Raw genomic sequence first — 23,482 nt, forward strand, 5'->3', positions numbered from 1 at the left:
GTATAGGTGACGCCAAGCGGCCAGGCAGGCAGCAACAGCCAGTAGATGAGAGAAAATCCGAATGTCAGAAGCAGGAAGAAATACACCGCCCATGGCACCGGCGTATTCAGTTCCTTGATGCCGTTCCATTCGTGGCCGGTCGTCATCTGCCCGGTATGCCGGTCGCGTTCGCCTATCGACATGGCGTGTCCTCGTCATCAATAATGTCTGCTGCCGACTGGTTGAACTGCGCCTGTTTGGACGGCCAGAATGCATAGGCGACGGCCACAATCGACATGGCGATGAGATAGAAAAGTCCGAACGATTTGGCGAAGGAAACCAATGTGGCGTGATCGATGTTCATTGTGCCTCTCCTCCTACCGTCGCGACGGGCTTCTGCGCCGCATCCGTCAAACGTCCGAGAATTTGCAGATAGGCGACGAGCGCATCCATTTCCGTTACACGTGTCGGATCGCCGTCGAAGGCGCGAACTTGAGTGTCCGCGCCATAACGCTTTGACACGCCATCGGCGTAGCTGCCATCCGGTTGAGCCTGTCCGATCGCATCCGCCGTGGCATTGGCGATCATTTCATCCGTATAAGGCACGCCGACGCGTCTTTGCGCCTTGAGGTGCAATCCCAGATCCTCCACCCGAAGCTCGTTTCGGTTGAGCCAGCCATAGGCGGGCATGACCGATTCCGGCACCACGTCGCGCGGATTGATCAGATGTGTCACTTGCCACTGATCGGAATATTTTCCGCCGATACGAGCGAGATCGGGGCCGGTTCGCTTCGATCCCCAGAGCATCGGATGGTCATATTTGGATTCGACGGCGAGAGAGTAGGGGCCGTAACGCTCGACCTCGTCGCGCAACGTGCGGATCATCTGCGAATGGCACGCATAGCAACCTTCGCGGATATAGATGTCGCGTCCGGCAAGTTCGAGAGGCGTGTAGAGCCGCATGCCGGGCGCGTCTTCGACAGTCTCGTCGATGGTAAAGAGCGGAGCGATTTCGACGAGCCCGCCGATGCTCGCGACCAGCATGATGGCTAGCGCAAATCCGACCGTTTGACGCTCGAGCTTATAGTGAGTTTTGAGCATGTCCGATTACTCCCCGGCTTCCAGCGCGCCGCCGCCGGCAAGCGCAGGGATTGGATTGTCACTCGTCGAGACGCTCGCTTTCTCGGGCATTTCTCGGATGGTCATCAAGATATTGTAGAAACAGATGACCGTACCGACGAGGAAGATCAGTCCGCCGATTGCGCGAGCAATATAGTAGGGATGCATGGCGACGAGAGAGTCGACGAAGGAATAAGCCAGCGTGCCGCTGTCAGTATATGTGCGCCACATCAGGCCTTGAATGATGCCCGAGTTCCACATTGCAAAGACGTAGACGACAGTGCCTGCAAGGGCGAGCCAGAAGTGAACCTCGACCAGCATCGGCGAATACATGCGCTCGCGTTTCCACAGCCACGGCACCGTGCTGTAGAAGGCGCCGAATGTGATCATCGAAACCCATCCGAGCGTGCCCGCATGCACATGGCCGACGGTCCAGTCGGTATAGTGCGAGAGCGAGTTGACCGGCCGGATCGCCATGAATGAACCCTCGAATGTCGAGAGGCCATAGAAGACGGCGGCGACCATCATGAAACGCAAGGTGGCGTCGGTGCGTACTTTTTCCCATGCGCCGTTCAGTGTCAGCAAGGCATTGCCGGCAGCGATCCATGACGGGATCAGCAGCATCAGCGAGAAGGTCATGCCGAGGTTCTGCACCCATAAAGGCAGCGCGGTGTAATGCAGATGATGGGAGCCTGCCCACATGTAGAAGAAGGTGATGCCCCAGAAGCCGATGATCGACATGCGATAGGAATAGATAGGGCGGCCTGCGCGCTTGGGCAGGTAGTAATACATCATGCCGAGGAAACCGGCGGTCAGGAAGAAGGCAACGGCGTTATGCCCGTACCACCACTCGGTCATTGCGTCTTGAACGCCCGCAAAGGCCGAATAGCTCTTGGCGTGACCGAGGGAAACCGGCATGGCGAGATTATTGACGATGTGCAATATGGCGACGACCAGAATGAACGCCATGTAGTACCAGTTGGCGACATAGATATGCGGCTCCTTGCGTCGCGCCAGCGTGCGCAGATAGAGCACAAAATACGTCACCCAGACGATAACCAGCCAGATATCGGCATACCATTCCGGCTCGGCATATTCCTTGGACTGCGTAATGCCCATGAGGTAGCCGGTCGCGGCAAGGACGCAGAAGAGATTGAAGCCGATCAGCACGAACCAGGGGCTCAATTGATCGGGCAGGCGCGCGCGCGATGTCCGCTGCACGACATGGAATGACGTTGCGATCAGCGCATTGCCGCCAAAGCCGAAAATGACGCCGGACGTATGCACGGGACGCAGGCGCCCGAAACTTGCCCAGGCTGCGTCGAAGGTCATCTCCGGATAGGCGAGGAGCCATGCGACCCAGTCGCCGACGAACATCGCAATCACGCCCCAGATCATCGCCAGGATGATGCCGATCTTGGTCGGGTCGTCATAATATTGGGTCAGCCGATCCGGGCTCGGTTCGGGCGCGTAGTAGCCGGAAATGACAAACGATATCGTCACTATGCTGAAGGCGATGACGACGAAGCCGTGGCCTCCAAGCGGGTCGGCGCGACCGGCTATGGCCATCACCAGTCCGCAGATCATCAGCAGGAGCAGGATCGCAATCGCGCCTTGCCGTTCGCCCAATGTCAATCGTGAGATCATGTTGCTTCAACTCAGATATGTATTTGGATCAATGACCCGGTGAATGAATGCTACACGGAAGGCTCTTCTTTGCCAGCGCCAAGACGAACCGGGAAAGCGACGATCTCCCCTCTTAGTGAGACGCATTGGCGTGTGCGGGTTCGTCGCCGATGCGGCCACGTCAGGGGTGTGAGCTTTAAAAACACGCATTTATTATACTTGTTTTGATCCGGGTGAACCGAAAATTTCCGATTTCCGCAGACGTTCGGGTGCGGCGTTTTTGCCAAATGTCGATATTGCGTCAAACTGACGCTCGCCGCCGGTCAAGCGGCCTGACGAGTGTCGTGAGCCGTTAAAGCCGGCGCATAGCTCGCGCTCAATGAAGATTCGACCGGAAGCGGATTCGGACGCAAACCGGCATTGCCGTTTCGCTTGGAGACGCACCCTCGAACAAATTCATCAGTATGCGTTTCATGCCGGAGGCTGCGAGTGCACCCCTCGGTGCACAGGCATGCGGCATTCGGAACGGCTGTCAGCCGGGGGTTCATGCGGTGCGCGACGAGAGGCGCACAGATTCCCTCAGGCTCGGTCCCCGGCCCTGTGCCAGAATCAGACGATGCGCCCGATGGGCCCTGGATGTGACTAGAAGGATGAAATTGGCTGGGGGACTAGGATTCGAACCTAGATAGGCAGAGTCAGAGTCTGCAGTCCTACCGTTAGACGATCCCCCAAGCGCTTGGCGCGCGAACTGCTTTGCTGGGAAACCCCAACCGAAGCAGTTGCTTGGTCGCGCGGAACCTAGTCACGCATTGCGCCGCCGTCAACCGTCTGTGAGGCCTGATGGAGCCTCATTTGCACGATAGCTTTACCCCGGATCGCAACCTGTTAAGCTCAATGCAACTGAAAAGATAAGGAGCCCGGTCGGAGGCGCTGCCCTTAAAAGGGGTTTCACGCTGCTTCCCGGGTCTGGTCGACCGTGCACCCAGAAGGTGACAGGGGCGCGGAAGGGCCATCGGAGCCCTCCGTGTCTGAGCCCGGTCGGTTGGCGCATAGCCCGCCGACAGCCGAACCCGGTTCTGCCATGACGGCGCCCCGCACAGGGCGACGCAGTCGCCGTGCGGGCAAGGGCAAGGCCCGGGGAAAACCTCTGTTGCGCAAGCCCGGTGAGGCGGCTCCGGAGCGGCGCGAACCGGCATCCCAGCCCGGCCCGGTCTATGGGGCTCTCGACCTCGGCACCAATAATTGCAGGCTTTTGATCGCCCGGCGTACCCGCGAGGGCTTCAGGGTTGTGGACGCCTATTCCCGAATCGTCCGGCTGGGCGAGGGGCTGACCGCGCGTGGCTCGCTTGCCGAGGATGCGATGACGCGGGCCGTCGAGGCGCTGAAGATTTGCGCCGACAAGATGTCCCGCCGAGGGGTCACGCGGTCGCGTCTGATTGCCACCGAGGCCTGCCGGACGGCGGCGAACGGCGCGGACTTCATTGCAAGGGTCAAGGCTGAGACCGGGCTCGCTCTCGAAATCGTCTCGAACGAGGACGAGGCGCGCCTCGCGGTTGCGGGGTGCGCGCCGCTTCTGGATCGTGCCTGCTCGTCCGCGCTGGTCTTCGATATCGGCGGCGGATCGACCGAGTTGATCTGGGTCAGCATGAACGACACTCGCTCGGCGCGGCCCGGCCAGCGTACGCGATCGCCCATGAAGCCCCGAATCGAGGACTGGATTTCGCTGTCATGCGGTGTCGTGACCTTGGCTGAGCGCCATGGCGGCGTCGAAGTCTCCGGTCCGATTTATGCGCGCATGGTGGACGAGGTGAGCGAGCGGATCGCGCCTTTTGTCGAGCGCCTGCGTGACGCGCGCACCGATCTCAGCGGCGGGTTTCACCTTCTCGGCACCTCCGGCACGGTGACGACCATTGCCGGGGTGCATCTCGGTCTGCCCCGATATGATCGCAACAGGGTTGACGGCACCTGGATTACGCCCGATGACGTGCAGCGCGTGACGCGCGGCCTTCTGGAAATGAATTATGATGACCGCGCCGCGCATCCCTGTGTCGGCCGCGAGCGTGCCGATCTCGTGCTCGCCGGTTGCGCTATTTTCGATGCGATTGCGCGAGCCTGGCCCGCTGAACGCCTGCGTGTTGCCGATCGAGGCCTGCGGGAGGGCATCCTGCTTTCACTGATGGAAGCGGATGTCAGTCGAAATCGCCGCCGCCGTCGCCGGCGCAGAGGCCCCAAATCCGCCGCCGGACCCACATCGGGATCTGCGCAAGGCGCCGCGCAAGGTGAGACCGAATGACGGAAAAAAAATCCAAAGGCAAAACGACGGGGCCGGCAGCCGGTGCCCGCACGCTGCGCGTCCGGGTGAAGACGGCGAAGAATCGCACGCTCTCCTCTGCCCGTTGGCTTGAGCGGCAGTTGAACGATCCTTATGTCGCCGCCGCGAAGAAAGATGGCTATCGCTCTCGCGCCGCCTACAAGATTCTCGAAATCGATGACAAGTTTCATTTCCTGAAACCCGGCGCTCGTGTGGTCGATCTGGGCGCGGCGCCCGGCGGCTGGTGTCAGGTCGCGGTTGCCCGCGTCCACGCGATGGAGGGCAGGGGCGCAAAGCAGGGCCGCGTGATCGGCGTCGATATTGGCAATATGGATGAGCTTCCCGGCGCAACTGTGATGAAGCTCGACTTTCTTGCCGAGGGTGCCGATGAAGAGGTGAAGCGAATCCTTGGCGGCGAGGCCGATGTCGTTCTTTCCGACATGGCGGCGCATGCGACGGGGCATCGCCAGACCGACCATTTGAAGATCATGGCGCTTTGCGAAGCGGCGGCGGATTTCGCCGTTGATGTGTTGAGTGAAGGTGGAACCTATTGCGCCAAGGTGTTGCGCGGAGGAACTGAGAACGAGCTTTTGACCATGTTAAAGCAGCACTTTCACAGTGTTCGCCATGTGAAGCCAAAAGCGAGTCGCGCAGATTCCGCCGAAATGTATGTGTTGGCTCAAGGGTTTCGGAGGCGAAGCGCAGACTCTTAATAAGGTTCTGCGGTCCGCGCCAATTTGCGCATGAGCAGTTGCAACATCGCTCTTTGCATTCCGGGATAAGGGTGTTAGAAGCCACCGCCAACACATGATTACGCGCCGACATTTGAGCGCGAGGAGGTTGGCTACATGATCCGCGAAGCACTGACGTTCGATGACGTTCTCTTGCTGCCTGCGGCATCCACCCTCTTGCCAAGCCAAGCCGATACGCGAACGCGACTGACGCGGTCCATAACTCTCGGCATACCGCTCATGTCCGCCGCGATGGACACGGTGACTGAAGGACGCCTCGCCATTGCGATGGCACAGGCGGGCGGCATCGGCGTTCTCCACCGAAACATGACGCCGGAACTTCAGGCCGCGGAAGTCCGCATGGTGAAGAAGTTCGAATCCGGCATGGTCGTGAACCCTGTCACCATTCACCCCGACGCAACACTCGCCGATGCCTTCGCCCTGATGGAGCGGAACGGCATCACCGGCATTCCGGTTGTCGAAGCGTCGGGCAAGCTTGCGGGCATTCTCACCAATCGCGACGTGCGCTTTGCGAGCAATATGCGCGAGCCGGTGCGCAACCTGATGACGAAGGAAAACCTCGTCACCGTCGCCGATGGCGTCAGCCAGGACGAAGCCAAGCGCCTGCTTCACAAGTATCGTATCGAGAAGCTGCTGGTCGTCGACGACGCCTATCGCTGCATCGGCCTCATCACGGTCAAGGATATCGAGAAGGCGCAGTTCCATCCGAACGCGGCGAAAGACGAGCAGGGTCGCCTGCGCGTGGCGGCTGCGACATCGGTGGGCGACGAAGGCTTCGCGCGCTCCGAGGCGCTGCTTGCGGCGGGCGCCGACGTCATCATCGTCGACACGGCGCATGGCCATTCCTCGCGCGTCGCCGAAGCCGTTGAGCGCATCAAGAAGGCCTCGAATGCAACGCAGGTGATCGCGGGCAACGTGGCAACTGGCGACGGCGCCAAGGCGCTGATCGACGCAGGCGCGGACGCGATCAAGGTCGGCATCGGCCCGGGTTCCATCTGCACCACGCGCATCGTCGCGGGCATCGGCGTTCCCCAGCTCACCGCGATTCTCGACGCGGTCGAAGTGGCGCGCAAACATGATGTGCCCGTCATTGCGGATGGCGGCATCAAATATTCGGGCGACCTCGCCAAGGCGATCGCCGCCGGCGCGGAATGCGCGATGATCGGCTCATTGCTCGCAGGCACGGATGAAAGCCCCGGCGAAGTCTTCCTGTTTCAGGGCCGCAGCTACAAATCCTATCGCGGCATGGGCTCTGTCGGCGCGATGGCGCTCGGTTCAGCCGACCGCTATTTCCAGCAGGACGTGAAGGATTCGATGAAGCTCGTCCCCGAAGGCATTGAAGGACAAGTGCCTTACAAGGGGCCGGTCGGCACTGTGCTCCATCAGCTCGTCGGTGGTCTGCGCGCTGCGATGGGCTATACGGGCTCGGCGACGGTCAAGGAATTCCAGGAGCGTGCGGAGTTCGTGCGCATCTCTTCGGCCAGTCTGCGCGAGAGCCACGTGCATGACGTGATCATCACACGCGAAGCGCCGAACTATCCCGGCATCGGCAACTAACCCAAGTAACTTGGTCAGGCGGTAATATGACACCGGGCGCCCGTCTTCAGGCGGCGATCGACATTCTTTCCACCATCGGCAGCAGCCGCCAGCCGGCGGATCGCGTCTTTGACGGCTGGGCGCGCGGAAGCCGCTTTGCCGGATCGAAGGATCGCGCGGCTGTTGGAGAGCTTGTCTTCACTGTTCTTCGCCACCGCGCGGAACTTGCAACCGCGCTCGGCAGCGAGGAGCCGCGCCTGCTCGTGCTGGGTGCCGTGTCGATGATCGACGGAGCAGGTCCTGCCGCCGCGATGGCGCTGGCCGATGGCGCGCGTCACGCGCCTGCACCGCTTGAGCATGAGGAAGCGGCTGCGCTGCGCAAGGCAACGCTCCCCGGTGCGGACGCACCGGCACATATCCGTCTCAACTATCCCGAATGGCTGCATGCCGAGTTCGAGCAGGCTTTTGGCCCCCGCCTCGAAACGGAAATGTCGGCGTTGATGGGACGCGCGCCGACCGATTTGCGCGTCAATGCGCTGAAGGGCAATCGCGACGATCTGTTGGCCTTGCTGGCCGAGGAAAAAGTCGAAGTCGAGCCGACGCCTCACGCGCCGCTCGGTGTGAGGCTCAAGGCGCGCGCGAATATTCAAGGCCTTGGCGCGTTTCGCGACGGCATGATCGAATTGCAGGACGAAGGCTCGCAGCTTGCCTGCCTGCTTGCTGCGGCAAAGCCCGGCGAGCAGATTGTCGATCTGTGCGCGGGCGGTGGCGGCAAGGCATTGGCAATGGCCGCCATGATGGGCAATCGCGGCCAGATTCATGCTTGTGATACGGATCGTCGTCGTCTCGGCAGACTGATGCCCCGTGCGCAGCGTGCGGGTGCCCGCAACATTCAGACGCGCTTCATCAAGCCGGAACTTCTGCCCGGCGATGCCGACACCGATCTGGCCGATCTCGAGGCACGCATGGATTGTGTGCTTGTCGATGCACCTTGCAGCGGCACAGGCGCATGGCGTCGCAATCCCGACGCGCGCTGGCGGCTGACGCAGGATGTGCTTGAGAGCTATCGCGCCACGCAGGCCGAAGTGCTGGCGCGCGGTGCCCGTGCGGTTCGTCCGGGCGGCCGTCTCGTCTATGTGACCTGTTCGCTGTTGCCTTGCGAGAACGAAAGCCAGATCGATGCCTTTCTCAAGGCCCGACCGGACTTCGAACTGGCCGATTGGGATGGTTTCTGGCCCGAAGGCGTCGTGCCGCCGCCCGCACCTTCTGGTGGCGCGCTTCGCCTCACACCCGCAAGCACCGGCACGGACGGTTTTTTCATCGCTATACTGACGCGAAAGGGCTGACAGGGCAGGGATGGGCAGCGAGATTGGGGCAGGTCTTGACGCAAACGGGCAGGGATGGTCTACCGGACCAACCACCCCTCTGAGGCCCGCCCGGATGATGGCCAAATTTCCCCGCAATGTCGTTTTGCTCGCGCTGCTGCTTGCCTGTGCGGCACCGGCGCCTGTCTTTGCGAGCAGCGCCGCGATGCGCGAGGCGTCGCAAGTGCTGCTTGGCAAGGGCCTGGCTGCGAGCGATACCAACCGCGCCCGCCGCCTTCTGGAGCAATCCATCGTCGCGGACCCGGCCAATGCTGCCGCGCTCAGCGCGCTTGGTCATCTCTATCAGACGGGCGGCAAGGCCGACCTTGCCCGCAAATATTACGGCCTGGCGCTCAGCACCGACCCGACTGAGCCCTCCGCGCTTTTCGGCGCTGCAGAGCTTGATATTGCGGATGGAAAAACCGCCGACGCGCGCGACAGGTTGCGCATACTTAAAGTCGTCTGCCCGGCTTGCAGCCAGACGCACGATCTCGAAAACAAGCTCGGCTCCAACGCGACTGCTCCCCTTTCATCTCATCCGTAGACAGACATGACCGATCGCATTCTCATCATAGATTTTGGCAGCCAGGTAACGCAGTTGATCGCCCGGCGCGTTCGCGAAAGCGGCGTCTATTGCGAAATCGTTCCTTTCAGCAAGGCAGCCGATCAGCTTGAAGTGTTCAAGCCCAAGGCCGTCATCCTGTCCGGCAGTCCGGCAAGCGCCATCGGCTCCGATGCGCCGCGCGCACCCGACTGGGTTTTCACGGCTGGCCTCCCGGTGCTCGGCATCTGCTATGGTGAGCAGACCATGTGCGCGCAGCTTGGCGGTCGCGTCGAAGGCTCAGACGATGAACGCGAGTTTGGCCGCGCCTCGATCAGCGTGATCGAGGATTGCGCCCTGTTCGATGGCGTATTGTCGAAAGGCGATCTGGAGCCCGTCTGGATGAGCCATGGCGACCGCGTCGTCGCGCTGCCCGAAGGCTTCAAGGTCGTCGCCGTCAGCGGCAATGCGCCCTTCGCAGCAATCGCCGACGAGAAGCGTCATTTCTACGGTGTGCAGTTCCATCCTGAAGTCGTGCATACGCCGCGCGGTCGCGATCTGCTGCGCAACTTCACGCACAAGATTGCAGGCTGCAAGGGCGACTGGACCATGGCCGCCTTTCGCGACACTGAAATCGCGCGCATTCGCGAACAGGTCGGCAAGGAGCGCGTCATCTGCGGTCTTTCCGGTGGCGTCGATTCTTCCGTCGTCGCGGTATTGCTCCATGAAGCCATCGGCGATCAGCTTCAATGCGTTTTCGTCGACACCGGCATGATGCGAGCGGGCGAGGCCGAGCAGGTGGTGAACCTCTTTCGCCACCACTACAACATCCCGCTGGTTCACAACGACGCGAGCGATCTGTTCCTCGGCAAGCTCGAAGGCGTGACGGACCCCGAGCGCAAGCGCAAGATCATCGGCGCGACCTTCATCGACGTCTTTGAAGCCGAAGCGAAGAAGATCGGCGGCGCGGCATTCCTCGCGCAAGGCACGCTCTATCCCGATGTCATCGAAAGCGTCTCCTTCACGGGCGGCCCCTCGGTCACGATCAAAAGTCACCACAATGTCGGCGGTCTGCCCGAGCGCATGAACATGAAGCTCGTCGAGCCGTTGCGCGAACTCTTCAAGGACGAAGTGCGCGTGCTTGGCCGCGAACTGGGACTGCCGGAAGATTTCGTCGGCCGTCATCCTTTCCCGGGACCCGGCCTTGCGATCCGCATTCCCGGCGAGATCACGCGTGAGAAGCTAGAAATCCTGCGCAAGGCCGACGTTGTCTATCTCGATGAAATCCGCAAGGACGGCCTCTACGACACGATCTGGCAGGCCTTTGCCGTACTGCTTCCCGTGCGCACGGTCGGCGTCATGGGCGATGGGCGCACCTATGACTACGTCTGCGCGTTGCGCGCTGTCACCTCCACCGACGGTATGACGGCTGACTACTACCCCTTCACCCACGACTTCCTCGGCCGCGTCTCGACGCGCATCATCAACGAAGTCAAAGGCATCAACCGCGTCGTCTACGACATCACCGCCAAGCCGCCGGGAACGATCGAGTGGGAGTGACGCTCGCTCGTTACTTTTGTGTATGAAGCGTTCCGTTCCTCACAACTCCTTCCCGTTCCCTCCTGTCGCGAACCCGGCTAGTCTGGCGTTTGTTCGAATGAGGGAGCCAAATACATGAAACGTCCGGCGCTGATCGTCTTTGCCGCTCTGGGCCTATGGCCTGCGCTGGTCGCTGCTCCCGCTTGGGCAAACGGGGTTGAAGACAGCAACAACTGCTACGACCAGTTCCAAAGCGGCAACATGAAGGCCGCGATCGACTATTGCACCAAGGCCATCGACTCCGGCGAACTGGAAGAGGCCGATCTTGTCGCCGCGCTTATCAATCGCGGCGTCGCTTTCCGCAACGAGCGCGATTTCAAGCGCGCGATAGTCGATTACACGACGGCGCTGAAACATGCGCCGAAAGACGCGATGATCTACGCCAACCGTGCCAATGCGCGCCGCGAACTCGGCGAGCTGAAGTCGGCGCTGATCGATGCCAATCAGGCAATCAAGCTCGACCCGCAACGACCGGCCTCCTTCTACACGCGCGGCGCTGTCGAGGAAGCGGCTGGCCAGTTGCAGAATGCCCGCAAGGATTACATGCAAGCGCTGGCGCTCGAGCCCGCCAATCTGGATTACCAGAACAAAATACTGTCGCTTGACGCTAGGCTGGCGAAAGCAGGGGGAGGCACCAATCGATGAGAGAGCCGACGCGTAATCCCATGAGCGATCTTCATGACGAATTCAATCCGAGGAAGCTCGATGTCATTGCCGCCGTGCGCGAAGCCTATAGCGGCGCCTGGACGCATCTGGGTGAAATGCTGCGGCTCATCTGGCTGCCGGGCGTTCTCTATCTTGCTCTGAGCCTCACCGGCGCATTGCTGGCGGACAAGGGGCAGATCGTCATTCGTACGCTGATCGAAATGGCGTCGCTGTTTCTCTGGCCGATCATTGCCGTTGCCTGGCATCGCTTCATCTTGCTTGGCGAGACGCCTGTCGGGACATACCAGATCACCTTCGGACGACGCGAGGCGCGCTTTCTGATCGTGTCTTTCTGCCTCGTCCTGATGATGATGCCCGGCTATCTGATCGCGGCATCGACGGCGGGAATGCCGGAGCTTGGGCCCTCGGCTTCGCTGATCGGCTTTGCGGGCATTCTTCTCGCTTTCGTCGGCATCTATTTTCTCGTCCGGCTGCTGCTGCTGTTGCCTGCCGTCGCCATAGACGAGCCGGTCAATGTGCGGCTGATCCTTGAGCGCACAAGGGGCAATTTCTGGCGTCTCGTCGCACTCTGCGTCCTGTCGAGCCTGCCTTTGATCCTTGCCTACTGGATCATCATGTCCGTCGCGCTGGCGACCGGGTTGCCACTGTTCATTCCGCTGCTGCTCTCATCGCTGCTCTCGATCTTCTTCGCGATCGTCAACGTGGCAATCCTCTCCATCGCCTATCGCGACCTCATCGGCCCGCCCGGTGCGATGGCGGCCGATATCGACAGTCCCGACGCACCGTAAGCGCGTCGGTGGCCGCAATGCTTCTCTCCCCCGGCCGGCTCTGACGGCCCGACCGGGGGGCAGTGGCCGCATTGCGCTCAGGCCCCACCTCCGCTAATGTCCGGCCTGTAAGGATCAGGGAAGGTGCCGGGAGGCATCTAAAGGCTTGTTTGGTAAGCCTTTTTCGCTGCGGCATCCGGCCGCTGTCGCCAATCCCCGAGCGCGCCTATGTATAGGCGACGCCGCACACGAGTAAGGATGATCCCATGTCCGTTCAGTCGAAGATCAAGCGCATCACCGTGCCCGATATCCGCGCCCGCAAGGGTGGCGAGCCGGTGGTTTGCCTGACCTCCTACCACGCGCACACGGCCCGTTTCATTGACCCTTATGTCGATGTGATCCTCGTCGGCGACTCACTCGGCATGGTCATGTACGGCATGGAGACGACGCTTGGCGTCACCATCGACATGATGATCGCGCATGGCTCTGCGGTTATGCGCGGCACCGATCGCGCGCTGGTCGTCGTCGACATGCCTTTCGGCTCCTATGAAGAGAGCCCGGAAATCGCCTTCCGCAACGCCGTCCGCATCATCAAGGAAACGGGTTGCACAGCGGTGAAACTTGAAGGCGGCAAACGCCTCGCCGAGACGATCCGCTATCTGAATGACCGCGGCATTCCCGTCATGGCTCATATCGGACTGACGCCGCAATCCATTCAGGTGATGGGCGGTTTCAAGACGCAGGGCCGGGTCGAAGAGGAATGGGCAAGCATCGAGGATGACGCCACCGCCGTCGCCGAAGCAGGCGCTTTTGCTGTCGTGCTGGAAGGCATGGCCGAGCCCCTGGCCGCCCGCATCACCCGCCAGATCGATGTGCCGACCATCGGCATCGGCGCCTCGGCGGAGTGCGACGGCCAGATTCTCGTCCTTGAGGACATGCTGGGCCTGTCGCCCAAGGCGCCGAAATTCGTCAAGGAATTCGCGACCCTGGGCGCCCAGATCGCCGGCGCGGCGGAAGCCTATGCCCGCGAAGTCCGCGCCAGAACCTTTCCGGCGGTCGAAAACACCTACGGCATGAAAAAAGTAAAATAATAACAGGCGTTTGCGCCTGTTTGCCGCTGCTTCAGGTTTGCCATCCGAGAGGGGCCGGGCTATTTTACGCCGCCTGCATGAGCAGGTGCCGCAGGGGGAGGCTTCCCGCGCATCCGCGCATTCCCCCCTCATGCCCATTGACCTTTCTCGGAGCGCTCACTTGACCGATCTCTTCAGCGAAATCGAACAAGACCTTCGCCGCGAACAGGCGAAGAAACTCTGGGAAAAATACGGGATCTATCTCGCGATCCTGGCGCTTGGCATCGTTCTCGTCGCCTCGGCCATTGTCGGCTGGCGCGCCTGGGAGACTTCGCGTCACGAAGCCTCGTCCACGCGCTACGATGAAGTCATCGCCAAGGTGGTCAATCAGAAGCCGGAAGAAGCCGCCAAGGAACTGGGCGATTTCGCCGCCGATGCGACGAGCGGATATGCCGCTCTGGCGCGTCTGCATCAGGCCGCATTCCTGTCCGAAGCGGGCGACACAAAAGGTGCTGTTGCCGTTTATGACGAAATCGCCAGCCAGTCCGGCGTGTCCGCTCTCATGCAGGGCATGGCGCGGATCAAGGCCGGGCTTCTGCTCGTCGACACGGCATCTTATGAAGACATGAACGCCCGTCTGGCATCCCTCAACGAGGCAGGCAACGCCTGGCGCAACAATGCGCGCGAACTGATCGGTCTGGCCGCCTATCGCAATGCCAAATATGCCGAGGCGGCTGTGAACTTCACCGCCATCATTGCCGACAACGAAGCCTCTGCCGGTTTGCGCGACCGCGCTCATGTGATGCAGGCGCTGCTCGCGCCGCATCTGCCCCGGCCGGACGAGAAGAAGGCACAAGCGCCTGTCACCAATAATGCGGCGCCCGCCGTTGACACGAAGTCGGAGTAATCTTTGATGGTTGCTGAAGTCGAAGCGCGCGGTTCTCGCATGGGACATCGTTTGAAAGCCCTCGGCCTGACGGTCCTCGCCGTCGCCGCTCTCGGGCTTGCGGGATGCGACACGGTCGGCGACATGTTTTCGTCCTCGTCGAAGCCGAAGCTGCCGGGCAAGCGCCTGTCGGTGATGGAGCTTGAGACGAAGCTCGAAGTCGATCCGGAAGCCAAAGACACCCAGATCGAGTTGCCGACCCCCTTCGAGAACAAGGATTGGACGCAGCCCGGTGGCGCGGCGGACAACGCGATGTATCACCTCGCGGCTCCGGGCAAGCTCGACAGATTGTGGCGCGTCAGCGCCGGTTCGGGCTCCAGCAGCTCTACCCGCCTTGTTGCATCGCCCATCGTGGCAGAGGGCAAGGTTTTCGTTCTCGACGCGGAAGCAACCGTCCGCGCCTTCGACGCCAAGTCCGGCAAGCAGGTCTGGAAACAGGACCTGACGCCTGACGGTCAGGACTCCAGCAAGGCGCGCGGCGGCGGCATCGCTTTCGATGGCGACCGCCTTTTCGTCGCGACGGGCTTCGGCCTCGTTCATGCGCTGGATCCGGCAAGCGGCGCGGTCATCTGGACGACGAACGGCACCGTGCCGTTCCGCGCGTCGCCGACGGCAAATGGCGGGCGCGTCTTCGTTGTGACGTCCGACAACCAGATGCTCTGCATCGCACAGGAAAACGGCCAGATCCTCTGGCGCCATCGCGGCATCACTGAAAGCGCGGGCATTCTGGCTTCGACAAGCCCCGCCGTTGCAGGCTCGATTGTCGTCGTGCCCTATTCGTCGGGCGAACTTTTCGCGCTCCGCGTCGAAAACGGCACCGTGCTCTGGTCGGACTCGCTGACGCGTACGGGCAATCTCACTTCGCTCAGCGAATTGAACGATATTGCCGGTCGTCCCGTCATCGACCGTGATCGCGCCTTCGCGATCAGCCATTCGGGTCGCCTCGTGTCGATCGATCTCAGGACCGGCGAGCGCGTCTGGACCAAGGACATTCCCGGCGTGCAGACGCCCTGGGTCGCGGGCGAGTATATTTTCCTCGTGACGACCGATCAGGAAGTCGTGGGCATGTCGCGTCGCGATGGCCGGATAAGCTGGCTGACCAAGCTCCCGCGCTGGGAAGACCCCGAGGATAAATCGGACCCCATCGAATGGAGCGGTCCGTTGCTTGTCAGCGACCGGCTGGTTTTCGTCTCGACGACGGGCAAGGCTGTTTCGATTTCGCCATATACGGGCAAGGTTATCGGTGAGATCGACCTTCCGGGCAAGACGCTGATCGCGCCGATTGCCGCTGATGGCATTGTTTATATCCTGACTGACGACGCCGAGCTTGTTGCTCTGCGTTGAGGATCGGCGGAATTATCCGCTGTAGAGAGGCTGCAAGGTGTCATTCAAGGTCGCCATTGTGGGACGGCCGAATGTCGGCAAGTCCACTTTGTTCAATCGTCTCGTCGGCAAGAAGCTGGCGCTGGTGGACGACACGCCCGGCGTGACGCGCGATCGCCGTGAAGGCGAAGCGCATCTCGGCGATTTGACGTTCACCGTCATCGATACGGCCGGTCTCGAAGAGGCAACCGGGGACAGTCTGGAAGCGCGCATGCGCCGCCAGACGGACGCCGCCATTGCCGACGCCGATGTCTGCCTGTTGTTGATGGATGCGCGCGCAGGCGTGACGCCGCTCGACAAGCGCTTCGCCCAAATCTTGCGCAAGTTTCCGACGCCCGTCGTCCTCGCCGCGAATAAATGCGAAGGCGGAGCGGGCGAGGCAGGGCGCATGGAAGCCTTCGAGCTTGGCCTTGGCGCACCGATCCCGCTATCCGCCGAACATGGCGAGGGGCTTTCGGCGCTTTACCAGTCGTTGCAACCTTTCGCTGACGCCGTGACGGAGAGCGAACGCGAACAGGCGATCGAAGACGCGCTCGCCAATGATGAAGGCGGAGAGAAATTCGATCCCGACGCGCCATACGAGCCCGATCTTGAAGCGCCGCTCCGCATAGCGGTTGTCGGTCGCCCGAACGTCGGCAAGTCGACGCTCGTCAATCTGCTGCTCGGCGAAGACCGCATGATGACCGGCCCTGAGGCAGGCATCACGCGTGATGCCATCGGCATCGAATGGATGTGGCGCGGCCGCCGCGTGAAGCTCTGGGACACGGCAGGCATGCGCCGCCGCGCTCGCGTCACGGAGAAGCTCGAAAAGCTTTCCGTCGCCGATACGCTGCGCGCCATCCGTTTTGCCGAAGTCGTCGCGATAACGCTCGATGCGAGCATTCCCTTTGAACGCCAGGACCTGCACATCGCCGATCTGGTCGAGCAGGAAGGCCGCGCCATGATCATCGTGGTCAACAAATGGGACACGGTCGAAGATCCGCAGACGAAATTGCGCGAGCTGAAACTGGAGCTTGAGCGTCTCCTGCCGCAGGTGCGCGGTCTGCCCATCGTCACCCTCTCGGCGCTGACGGGACGCGGCACCGAAAAGCTGATGCCCGCTATTGAGCGCGTGCATACGCTCTGGAACGCACGCATCTCCACCGCCAAGCTCAACCGCTGGCTTGAAGACGCGATCACGCGCCATCCGCCGCCGGCCGTGAAGGGCAGGCCGATCAATCTGAAATATATGGCGCAGGTGAAATCGCGTCCGCCGACCTTCGCCGTCTTTTCAAGCCGCGCCGAGGAAGTGCCGACCGCCTATCGCCGCTACATGGTGAATGGGCTGCGCGAAGCGTTCGACCTGCCTGCCGTGCCAATCCGCCTCTTCATGCGCGCGCGCAAGAATCCGTTCGCCGACAAGAAGAAACGCAATAATTGAGATCGGTTATTTGCTGCCCGGAAACGGCTCTACCAGCTCGTCTCCGTCGCGGCCCGTATAGATCACCTTGCGCGCGTTGATATAGACGCTGTAGCAGGCGACGCCCGCTTCCATGATCGCTTGCAGGAATTGGGGGTAGCTCGTCTTTCCAGCTTGCACGGCTTTAAGTGCGGCCTTCACGCCGACGTCCGAAAAGCGCGGCGCGACTTCGAGCATTGGATTGAGTGAAATGTCGTCTTGCAGCGTCTCGTCATCGCTGCCGTAAAGCGTCCGCTCGGACCGGACGAGATCGATGGTATAGCGCACGACGCCTGCTTTCGTCAGTTGCGCAACTGCGTCGGGAAACGACAAGCCATCAGCCGATTTGATTAGCTTCTCATCCATCGGCTGCCTCTCGCAATGATTATGCTTTGGCGCGAACGAACTCGACCACTTCGCCATTCTTCTCGCAGGACGCCATCGCAAGCTCGATGAATAGCGGCACAAGATCGGCAGGCTTCGTCAGCGTCGTCGGGTCTTCCCCGGGCATCGCCTGCTTGCGCATGGCGGTGCGCGTCGCACCGGGGCTGATGAGGTTCGCACGGATGCCTGTATTGGTGCACTCCGCCGCCCAGGTTTTCACGATTGCTTCAAGCGCCGCCTTGCTCATCGCATACCCGCCCCAATAGGGCTTGTTCTTATGCGCGGCACCCGAGGTGACGAAGATGGCGCGTCCTGCATCCGAGCGCTTCAGCAGCGGCTCGAAGGAGCGGATGAGCCGCCAGTTGGCGGTGATGTTGGTGGAGACGACCTTGTCCCACGCCTTCACTTCCATATGGCTGACGGGCGTCAACACGCCGAGCGAACCTGCATTGCCGACCAGAATGTCGAGCTTGCCCCAGCGCTCGAAGATATTTGCGCCAAGTCGGTCGATGGCGTCGAAGTCGGTAAGATCGAGCGGAACGAGCGTTGCCTTGCCGCCGACTTTGCGGATTTCGTCGTCGACTTCTTCCAGTCCGCCGACGGTCCGCGCAACGAGAATGACATGCGCGCCTTCAGCCGCGAAGCCGAGCGCGACGGCGCGGCCAATGCCACGCGATGCGCCGGTGATGACCGCGATGCGATCCTGTAGCCGTCCGGTCATATGAATGCTCTTACGCGATTTCGGCGAGCAGCGACAATTGCCGCGTGCGTTGTTCGCCGTTTCGATCTGTCAGGGGCGTGGGATAGTCGCCGGTGAAGCAATGATCGGTGAACTGCGGATGCTCCTGATCGCGATGGGGATAGCCCATGGCACGATAGAGCCCGTCGACCGAGATGAACGCGAGGCTGTCGACGCCGATATAATCGCGCATGCCTGCAAGATCATATTGCGCGGCCAGAAGCTGTTCGCGCTCTGGCGTGTCGATGCCGTAGAAATCGGAATGTGTGATCGGCGGGCTGGCGATGCGCATATGCACTTCGCGCGCGCCCGCCTCATACATCATCTTCACGATCTTGACCGAAGTCGTGCCGCGCACGATGGAGTCGTCGATCAGAATGATGCGCTTGCCTTCGACGACCGCGCGGTTCGCATTGTGCTTGAGCTTCACACCAAGCTGGCGAATGCGCTGCGTCGGCTCGATGAAGGTTCGCCCGACATAGTGGTTGCGGATAATGCCGAGTTCAAAGGGAATGCCGCTCTCGTTTGCATAGCCGATGGCGGCAGGAACGCCGGAGTCCGGCACCGGGATCACGACATCTGCGTCGATGCCGCTTTCGCGCGCGAGTTCGCGGCCAAGCTGCTTGCGGACATTGTAGACGCTGCGCCCGCCGACGATGCTGTCGGGGCGCGCGAAGTAGATATATTCAAAAACGCAAGGACGGGGGTGCTGTACGGGGAAGGGGCGGAGCGACTCGATGCCGTCGCGTGTGCAGACGACGATTTCACCCGGCTCGATTTCACGCACAAAGTCCGCGCCGATAATATCCAGCGCGACCGTTTCCGAGCAGAGGATCGGCGCGCCTGCAAGGCTGCCAAGGATCAGCGGACGAATGCCGAGCGGATCGCGCGCGCCGATGAGCTTTTTGGGCGTCATGGCGACCAGCGCATAAGCGCCTTCGATCTGGCCGAGCGCATCGACAAAGCGATCCATCACGCGGGGAGAGCGCGAGCGGGCGATGAGCTGGAGGATGGTTTCGGTATCCGAGGTCGACTGGAAGATCGAACCGGCACGCACCAGCTCGTTGCGGATCGTCATCGCATTGGTCAGATTGCCGTTATGCGCGATGGCAAAACCGCCGCCCCAAAGATCGGCAAAGAGCGGCTGCACGTTGCGCAGGATCGTTGCGCCGGTTGTCGAATAGCGCACATGACCGATGCAGAGATCGCCTTTCAGGCGCTCCATCACCTTCTCGCTGGAGAAGTGGTCGCCGACAAGGCCGAGGCGGCGTTCGGAATGGAAGTGCTCGCCGTCAAAGCTGACGATGCCCGCTGCTTCCTGCCCGCGATGCTGGAGCGCGTGAAGGCCGAGGGCCGTCAGGGCAGCAGCGTCGGGGTGGCCGAAAACGCCAAACACGCCGCACTCTTCGCGCAGCGTGTCACCATAAAGTTCGTCGTCTGTGATTGAGGTCAAGGTTTTGGCTGGGCTTTGCTCGGGTTTTCGAAGGTCCACATTCGGGTACATATCCGAAAGGGGAAGAGATAACTGCTTCTGCATCCGATGCGCTCCGACCGGGAACCGTTAATCCCCAATGAAACCACTCACTCCGCATTCTCGAAAAGACGATCGAGCCCCTTGCGTTCGGAGGTGTTATAGCCCGGGTCCTTACCCGTGTCAGCGCCCGATTTGACCTTCGTGTCAGGCTGCGGCGCATTCGTCGCAGGTGCGCTCTGCGTAGGCCGAGCTGGCTGATAGACCGGCGCGTCGCGACGCGGCGGTGTCCGGCGCACAGGCTCGGTCGGCGCCAGGGTAAACAAGGTTGCAGCAGAGCTTTCGACCATGGGCCGAAGTCGCGCATTCCTGATCCAATCGGGCTGTTCCGCCGGATTTGGCACCAGCCAAACGAAAAATAGGTATGCGACGGTTACAATCAAGAGGCCGCGCGCGAAGCCGAAGAGAAGCCCGAGCGTCTTGTCGAGCATTTCCGCCTGTTCAAACAGCCCAAGCAGATGCCCGGCCCAGCGCGCCGTGAAGGCGGCGACCAGCAGATAGGTGACGATGAAAATGGCAAGCGCGGCTGCCACGGCGGCAAGCCAGTCGGGTGAAATAAACCCGCGGAAAATCGGCGTCGCATAAGGAAAAAGCCAGAGCGCGGCGAGCGCGGCGACCACCCAGGCGAGAATCGAAAGAACTTCGCTCGTGAAGCCGCGCAGGAATGCGAGCAAACTCGAGATCACGAGTATCGCGATGACGATGCCGTCAAAGAGTGTCAATTTGTCCCTCCTTGAAACAAGGCTATCACATCTCGTTGGTGCGCGGCTCGCGTCCGCGTGGTTTTGAGGCTGCCGCGAGGTTCGCCACCAACCCGGCAAGGTCCGAAATCTCGGTCAGTTCGAGGCCGGTCGAAGGCCGCTGGCGCGCGGTCGAAGTGGGCAGAATTGCGCGCTTGAAGCCGAGCTTTTCCGCTTCCTTGAGCCGCGCTTCCATCTGGCTGACCGGCCTTATGGCACCCGACAGGCTGATTTCGCCAAAGATGACGCAATCCCTGGGAAGCGGCGTTCCGGTGATTGAGGAGACGAGGGCGCCCGCCACGGCAAGGTCCGCCGCAGGCTCATTGATTCGCAAACCGCCCGCGACGTTGAGATAGACATCCTGCCCGCCAAGCGAGAGGCCGCAGCGCGCATCGAGCACGGCAAGCACCATCGACAACCGGCCTGAATCCCAACCGACGACCGCGCGGCGCGGCGTGCCGAGCGAGCTTTGCGCGACAAGCGCCTGAATCTCGACAAGCACCGGCCGCGTGCCTTCGATGCCGGCAAAGACCGCCGACCCGTTGGTGTCGCCGTCGCGCTCGCCGAGGAAAAGGGCGGAGGGGTTTGGAACTTCCTGAAGCCCAAGCTCGCCCATCTCGAAAACGCCGATCTCGTTTGCCGGACCGAAACGGTTTTTGACGGCGCGCAGGATGCGGAATTGATGTCCGCGCTCGCCTTCGAAATAGATCACCGCATCGACCATATGCTCGACAACGCGCGGCCCTGCGATCTGCCCGTCCTTGGTGACATGGCCGACCAGAATGACTGCTGTGCCGTGGCGCTTGGCAAAGCGAACGAGATCCTGTGCGGTGGCGCGAACCTGCGTCACGGTGCCCGGTGCGGACTCCAGCGCCTCCGTCCACATGGTCTGAATGGAGTCGATGACGACGGCAGCGGGCGGCGTGCCGCTTTCGAGCGTTGCGATAATGTCCTTGAGGTTCGTCTCGGCGCCAAGCTGTACCGGCGCATCGGCAAGGCCGAGACGCCGCGCGCGCATGCGCACCTGCGCAATGGCTTCTTCGCCGGAGATATAGACCACTTCCGACCCGCGCCGTCCAAGCGCCGCCATGGCCTGCAACAGGAGAGTGGATTTGCCGATGCCCGGATCGCCGCCGACAAGCAGCGCGGAACCGGGCACAAGGCCGCCGCCGCAAACGCGATCGAATTCGGCAACGCCGGTGACGAGGCGCGGCGGGTCTTGCGTCTCGCCCGCCATGGAGACAAGCGCGATATGGCGGCCCTTGGTTTTGCCGACGAGCTGTGGCGGACCACCGGCAACGCCGGATGTCGCCGCCGCTTCCTCGACGATGGTGTTCCACTCACCGCAAGATTCACAACGTCCCGCCCAGCGCGATGTGACAGCGCCGCAGGATTGGCAGGTGAAGGTGCGAGATGCGCGCGCCATCAGGGCTTCAGCACTTCCATCTTGATAGGACCTTCTGCACGGCCATGGATGAACTGGTCGACATAGTCGTTGCCGCTTGCGTCTATTTGCTCGGGCGTACCCGTCCAGATGATCTTGCCCTTGTAGATCATGGCGAATTCGTCGGCGATCTTGCGCGCGCTCGCCATGTCATGGGTGATCGAAAGCGCTGTGGCGCCGAGGTCTTTCACGCTGGCGATGATCAGATCGTTGATGACGTCGGCCATGATCGGATCAAGTCCGGTCGTCGGCTCGTCGAAGAAAATGATTTCAGGGTCTGCGGCAATCGCGCGGGCAAGCGCCACGCGCTTCTGCATGCCGCCTGAAAGTTCGGCAGGGTAGAGCATGCCCACTTCCGCGCCGAGGCCCACCTTGGCAAGTTTGGAGAAGGCGATGTCTCTCGCTTCCTTGCGCTTCACCTTGCGGCCCTGAATGAGACCGAAGGCGACGTTTTCCCAGACGCTGAGGCTGTCGAACAATGCCGAGCCCTGAAACAGCATGCCGAACTTGCGCAGCGTTTCCTCGCGCTCGCCCGAATTCATTTTCAGCACGTCCTTGCCATCGACGAATATCTCGCCCTTGTCCGGGCGCAGAATGCCGAGCACGCATTTCAGCATCACCGATTTGCCGGTGCCCGAACCGCCGATGACGACGAGCGATTTTCCACGCGGCACGACGAGGCTCAAATTATCGAGCACGACTTTCGAACCGAAGCGCTTCGTGACGTTCCTGAGTTCGATCTTGGGCTGGTCTGACATATCCGCCCTCACTTCGCGAACAGGAGCGACGTCATCACATAGTTCGACGCCAGGATGAGAATTGATGAACTCACGACGGCATTGGTCGTGGCGCGGCCGACGCCTTGTGCGCCGCCTTTGGAATTGAAGCCGTGAAAGCAGCCCATTAGCGCGATGATGAAGCCGAAGACGCCCGCCTTGATGAGGCCGGAGGTGACGTCGCTTGCTTTCAGAAAATTCGCCGTGTTCGTGATGTAGACGCCGGGGTTGAAATGCAGCGTGGTCGAGCCGACGACAAAGCCGCCCATGACGCCGATGATGTCGGCGATGAGGACGAGAAGCGGCAGCGTCAGCACCGCCGCGACGACGCGCGGCACGACGAGGTATTTGTATGGGTTGGTCGAGAGCGTGGTCAGCGCGTCGATCTGTTCGGTAACGCGCATCGTGCCAAGCTCGGCGGCAATCGCCGCAGCGACGCGGCCAGCGACCATCAGGCCACCAAGCACCGGCCCGAGTTCACGCGTGATGCCCAGTGCGACGATGGTCGAGACGATGCTCTCGGAATTGATATTGTTGCCGCCATAATAAATTTGCAGCGCCAGCGCCCCGCCCGTGAAGAAGGCGGTCAGGGCGACGACGGGCAATGAGAAGAAGCCGATCCGCATCATCTGCTGGCCGAGCAGGCGCCAGAAAAAGGGCGGGCGGATAACGTGGCTGACGGCAGCCCAGGTGAAGAGCGCAACGCGCCCTATTTCGGCGAACAGGGCGAGGACCACCCGGCCGATGATCGCAAAAAAATTCAAGTTCAAG

Annotated in this window: 23 protein-coding genes and 1 tRNA gene; 12 read left to right on the plus strand and 12 right to left on the minus strand. The window is 61.5% G+C overall.

Annotated features, from left to right (window positions below; genetic code table 11):
* The 5 genes from WA943_RS15680 to WA943_RS15700 form a co-directional block, all read right to left on the minus strand.
* A partial coding sequence (locus WA943_RS15680) for a cbb3-type cytochrome c oxidase N-terminal domain-containing protein (RefSeq protein WP_424470834.1) occupies positions 1–182 on the minus strand: 182 nt, incomplete at its 3' end.
* On the minus strand, positions 173–343 hold the full coding sequence (locus WA943_RS15685) for a cbb3-type cytochrome oxidase subunit 3 (protein WP_424470835.1): 171 nt from the start codon (positions 341–343) through the stop codon (positions 173–175). The genes WA943_RS15685 and WA943_RS15680, both read right to left, overlap by 10 nt.
* Positions 340–1,080: a cytochrome-c oxidase, cbb3-type subunit II gene (gene ccoO, locus WA943_RS15690; RefSeq protein WP_424470836.1), complete on the minus strand. Its 741-nt coding sequence runs from the start codon at positions 1,078–1,080 to the stop codon at positions 340–342. Before ccoO ends, WA943_RS15685 begins: the two co-directional genes overlap by 4 nt.
* Positions 1,081–1,086: 6 nt before the next feature.
* A complete protein-coding gene (ccoN, locus tag WA943_RS15695) occupies positions 1,087–2,745 on the minus strand; it encodes a cytochrome-c oxidase, cbb3-type subunit I (protein WP_424470837.1) in 1,659 nt (552 codons plus the stop codon).
* A 636-nt stretch (positions 2,746–3,381) separates the two neighbouring features.
* Positions 3,382–3,455: transfer RNA gene (locus WA943_RS15700), tRNA-Gln, on the minus strand.
* 293 nt (positions 3,456–3,748) lie between these two features.
* On the opposite strand from WA943_RS15700, the gene WA943_RS15705 reads away from it, so the two are divergent.
* The 12 genes from WA943_RS15705 (at position 3,749) to der (ending at position 17,079) form a co-directional block, all read left to right on the plus strand.
* Complete coding sequence (locus WA943_RS15705) at positions 3,749–5,017, plus strand: Ppx/GppA phosphatase family protein (protein WP_424470838.1); 1,269 nt, start codon at positions 3,749–3,751, stop codon at positions 5,015–5,017.
* Positions 5,014–5,748 (plus strand): RlmE family RNA methyltransferase, encoded by a 735-nt coding sequence (locus WA943_RS15710; protein ID WP_424470839.1) that lies wholly within the window; start codon positions 5,014–5,016, stop codon positions 5,746–5,748. Before WA943_RS15705 ends, WA943_RS15710 begins: the two co-directional genes overlap by 4 nt.
* Positions 5,749–5,883: 135 nt before the next feature.
* Entirely contained in the window at positions 5,884–7,344 is a 1,461-nt protein-coding gene (gene guaB / locus WA943_RS15715; RefSeq protein ID WP_424470840.1) for an IMP dehydrogenase, read from the plus strand.
* Between the two features lie 26 nt (positions 7,345–7,370).
* Positions 7,371–8,669, plus strand: coding sequence for an RsmB/NOP family class I SAM-dependent RNA methyltransferase (locus WA943_RS15720; protein WP_424470841.1), 1,299 nt, complete (start codon positions 7,371–7,373; stop codon positions 8,667–8,669).
* Between the two features lie 94 nt (positions 8,670–8,763).
* A complete protein-coding gene (locus WA943_RS15725) occupies positions 8,764–9,231 on the plus strand; it encodes a tetratricopeptide repeat protein (RefSeq protein WP_424470842.1) in 468 nt (155 codons plus the stop codon).
* Between the two features lie 6 nt (positions 9,232–9,237).
* Positions 9,238–10,788, plus strand: coding sequence for a glutamine-hydrolyzing GMP synthase (guaA, locus tag WA943_RS15730; protein WP_424470843.1), 1,551 nt, complete (start codon positions 9,238–9,240; stop codon positions 10,786–10,788).
* A 114-nt stretch (positions 10,789–10,902) separates the two neighbouring features.
* A complete protein-coding gene (locus WA943_RS15735; RefSeq protein WP_424470844.1) occupies positions 10,903–11,472 on the plus strand; it encodes a tetratricopeptide repeat protein in 570 nt (189 codons plus the stop codon).
* 20 nt (positions 11,473–11,492) lie between these two features.
* Positions 11,493–12,281, plus strand: a complete 789-nt coding sequence (locus WA943_RS15740) for a hypothetical protein (RefSeq protein ID WP_424470845.1) — start codon at positions 11,493–11,495, stop codon at positions 12,279–12,281.
* Between the two features lie 245 nt (positions 12,282–12,526).
* Entirely contained in the window at positions 12,527–13,351 is an 825-nt protein-coding gene (gene panB, locus WA943_RS15745) for a 3-methyl-2-oxobutanoate hydroxymethyltransferase (RefSeq protein WP_424470846.1), read from the plus strand.
* Positions 13,352–13,511: 160 nt separating this feature from the next.
* A complete protein-coding gene (locus WA943_RS15750) occupies positions 13,512–14,237 on the plus strand; it encodes a tetratricopeptide repeat protein (RefSeq protein ID WP_424470847.1) in 726 nt (241 codons plus the stop codon).
* A gap of 6 nt (positions 14,238–14,243) precedes the next feature.
* Positions 14,244–15,620, plus strand: coding sequence for a PQQ-binding-like beta-propeller repeat protein (locus WA943_RS15755; protein WP_424470848.1), 1,377 nt, complete (start codon positions 14,244–14,246; stop codon positions 15,618–15,620).
* 37 nt (positions 15,621–15,657) lie between these two features.
* Positions 15,658–17,079 (plus strand): ribosome biogenesis GTPase Der, encoded by a 1,422-nt coding sequence (gene der, locus WA943_RS15760; RefSeq protein ID WP_424470849.1) that lies wholly within the window; start codon positions 15,658–15,660, stop codon positions 17,077–17,079.
* A gap of 6 nt (positions 17,080–17,085) precedes the next feature.
* Here the strand turns inward: der and WA943_RS15765 are convergent, their stop codons facing one another.
* The 7 genes from WA943_RS15765 to WA943_RS15795 form a co-directional block, all read right to left on the minus strand.
* Entirely contained in the window at positions 17,086–17,463 is a 378-nt protein-coding gene (locus WA943_RS15765) for a DUF1398 family protein (RefSeq protein WP_424470850.1), read from the minus strand.
* A gap of 19 nt (positions 17,464–17,482) precedes the next feature.
* Entirely contained in the window at positions 17,483–18,202 is a 720-nt protein-coding gene (locus WA943_RS15770) for an SDR family NAD(P)-dependent oxidoreductase (protein ID WP_424470851.1), read from the minus strand.
* Between the two features lie 10 nt (positions 18,203–18,212).
* The gene (gene purF / locus WA943_RS15775) at positions 18,213–19,724 is read right to left on the minus strand and encodes an amidophosphoribosyltransferase (RefSeq protein ID WP_424470862.1); all 1,512 of its coding nucleotides are present in this window, start codon (positions 19,722–19,724) and stop codon (positions 18,213–18,215) included.
* A gap of 77 nt (positions 19,725–19,801) precedes the next feature.
* Complete coding sequence (locus tag WA943_RS15780) at positions 19,802–20,473, minus strand: CvpA family protein (RefSeq protein ID WP_424470852.1); 672 nt, start codon at positions 20,471–20,473, stop codon at positions 19,802–19,804.
* A gap of 25 nt (positions 20,474–20,498) precedes the next feature.
* On the minus strand, positions 20,499–21,917 hold the full coding sequence (radA, locus tag WA943_RS15785) for a DNA repair protein RadA (RefSeq protein ID WP_424470853.1): 1,419 nt from the start codon (positions 21,915–21,917) through the stop codon (positions 20,499–20,501).
* A complete protein-coding gene (locus WA943_RS15790) occupies positions 21,917–22,693 on the minus strand; it encodes an ABC transporter ATP-binding protein (protein ID WP_424470854.1) in 777 nt (258 codons plus the stop codon). The genes radA and WA943_RS15790 overlap by 1 nt, the downstream gene beginning before the upstream one ends.
* A gap of 8 nt (positions 22,694–22,701) precedes the next feature.
* Complete coding sequence (locus WA943_RS15795; protein ID WP_424470855.1) at positions 22,702–23,481, minus strand: MlaE family ABC transporter permease; 780 nt, start codon at positions 23,479–23,481, stop codon at positions 22,702–22,704.
* Position 23,482 lies beyond the last annotated feature (1 nt).

The sequence above is a fragment of the Parvibaculum sp. genome (assembly GCF_049651025.1).
Taxonomy (GTDB): domain Bacteria; phylum Pseudomonadota; class Alphaproteobacteria; order Parvibaculales; family Parvibaculaceae; genus Parvibaculum.

What these genes read in the sequence shown, in the direction of transcription:
- panB (WP_424470846.1), top strand. Translation starts at nt 12,527, where the DNA reads ATGTCCGTTCAGTCGAAGATCAAGCGCATCACCGTGCCCGATATCCGC.
- WA943_RS15710 (WP_424470839.1), top strand. Translation starts at nt 5,014, where the DNA reads ATGACGGAAAAAAAATCCAAAGGCAAAACGACGGGGCCGGCAGCCGGT.
- WA943_RS15765 (WP_424470850.1), bottom strand. Translation starts at nt 17,463, where the DNA reads ATGGATGAGAAGCTAATCAAATCGGCTGATGGCTTGTCGTTTCCCGAC.
- WA943_RS15735 (WP_424470844.1), top strand. Translation starts at nt 10,903, where the DNA reads ATGAAACGTCCGGCGCTGATCGTCTTTGCCGCTCTGGGCCTATGGCCT.
- WA943_RS15770 (WP_424470851.1), bottom strand. Translation starts at nt 18,202, where the DNA reads ATGACCGGACGGCTACAGGATCGCATCGCGGTCATCACCGGCGCATCG.
- WA943_RS15790 (WP_424470854.1), bottom strand. Translation starts at nt 22,693, where the DNA reads ATGTCAGACCAGCCCAAGATCGAACTCAGGAACGTCACGAAGCGCTTC.
- ccoN (WP_424470837.1), bottom strand. Translation starts at nt 2,745, where the DNA reads ATGATCTCACGATTGACATTGGGCGAACGGCAAGGCGCGATTGCGATC.
- WA943_RS15685 (WP_424470835.1), bottom strand. Translation starts at nt 343, where the DNA reads ATGAACATCGATCACGCCACATTGGTTTCCTTCGCCAAATCGTTCGGA.
- WA943_RS15720 (WP_424470841.1), top strand. Translation starts at nt 7,371, where the DNA reads ATGACACCGGGCGCCCGTCTTCAGGCGGCGATCGACATTCTTTCCACC.
- purF (WP_424470862.1), bottom strand. Translation starts at nt 19,724, where the DNA reads ATGTACCCGAATGTGGACCTTCGAAAACCCGAGCAAAGCCCAGCCAAA.
- WA943_RS15725 (WP_424470842.1), top strand. Translation starts at nt 8,764, where the DNA reads ATGATGGCCAAATTTCCCCGCAATGTCGTTTTGCTCGCGCTGCTGCTT.
- guaA (WP_424470843.1), top strand. Translation starts at nt 9,238, where the DNA reads ATGACCGATCGCATTCTCATCATAGATTTTGGCAGCCAGGTAACGCAG.
- WA943_RS15740 (WP_424470845.1), top strand. Translation starts at nt 11,493, where the DNA reads ATGAGCGATCTTCATGACGAATTCAATCCGAGGAAGCTCGATGTCATT.
- radA (WP_424470853.1), bottom strand. Translation starts at nt 21,917, where the DNA reads ATGGCGCGCGCATCTCGCACCTTCACCTGCCAATCCTGCGGCGCTGTC.
- guaB (WP_424470840.1), top strand. Translation starts at nt 5,884, where the DNA reads ATGATCCGCGAAGCACTGACGTTCGATGACGTTCTCTTGCTGCCTGCG.
- WA943_RS15755 (WP_424470848.1), top strand. Translation starts at nt 14,244, where the DNA reads ATGGTTGCTGAAGTCGAAGCGCGCGGTTCTCGCATGGGACATCGTTTG.
- ccoO (WP_424470836.1), bottom strand. Translation starts at nt 1,080, where the DNA reads ATGCTCAAAACTCACTATAAGCTCGAGCGTCAAACGGTCGGATTTGCG.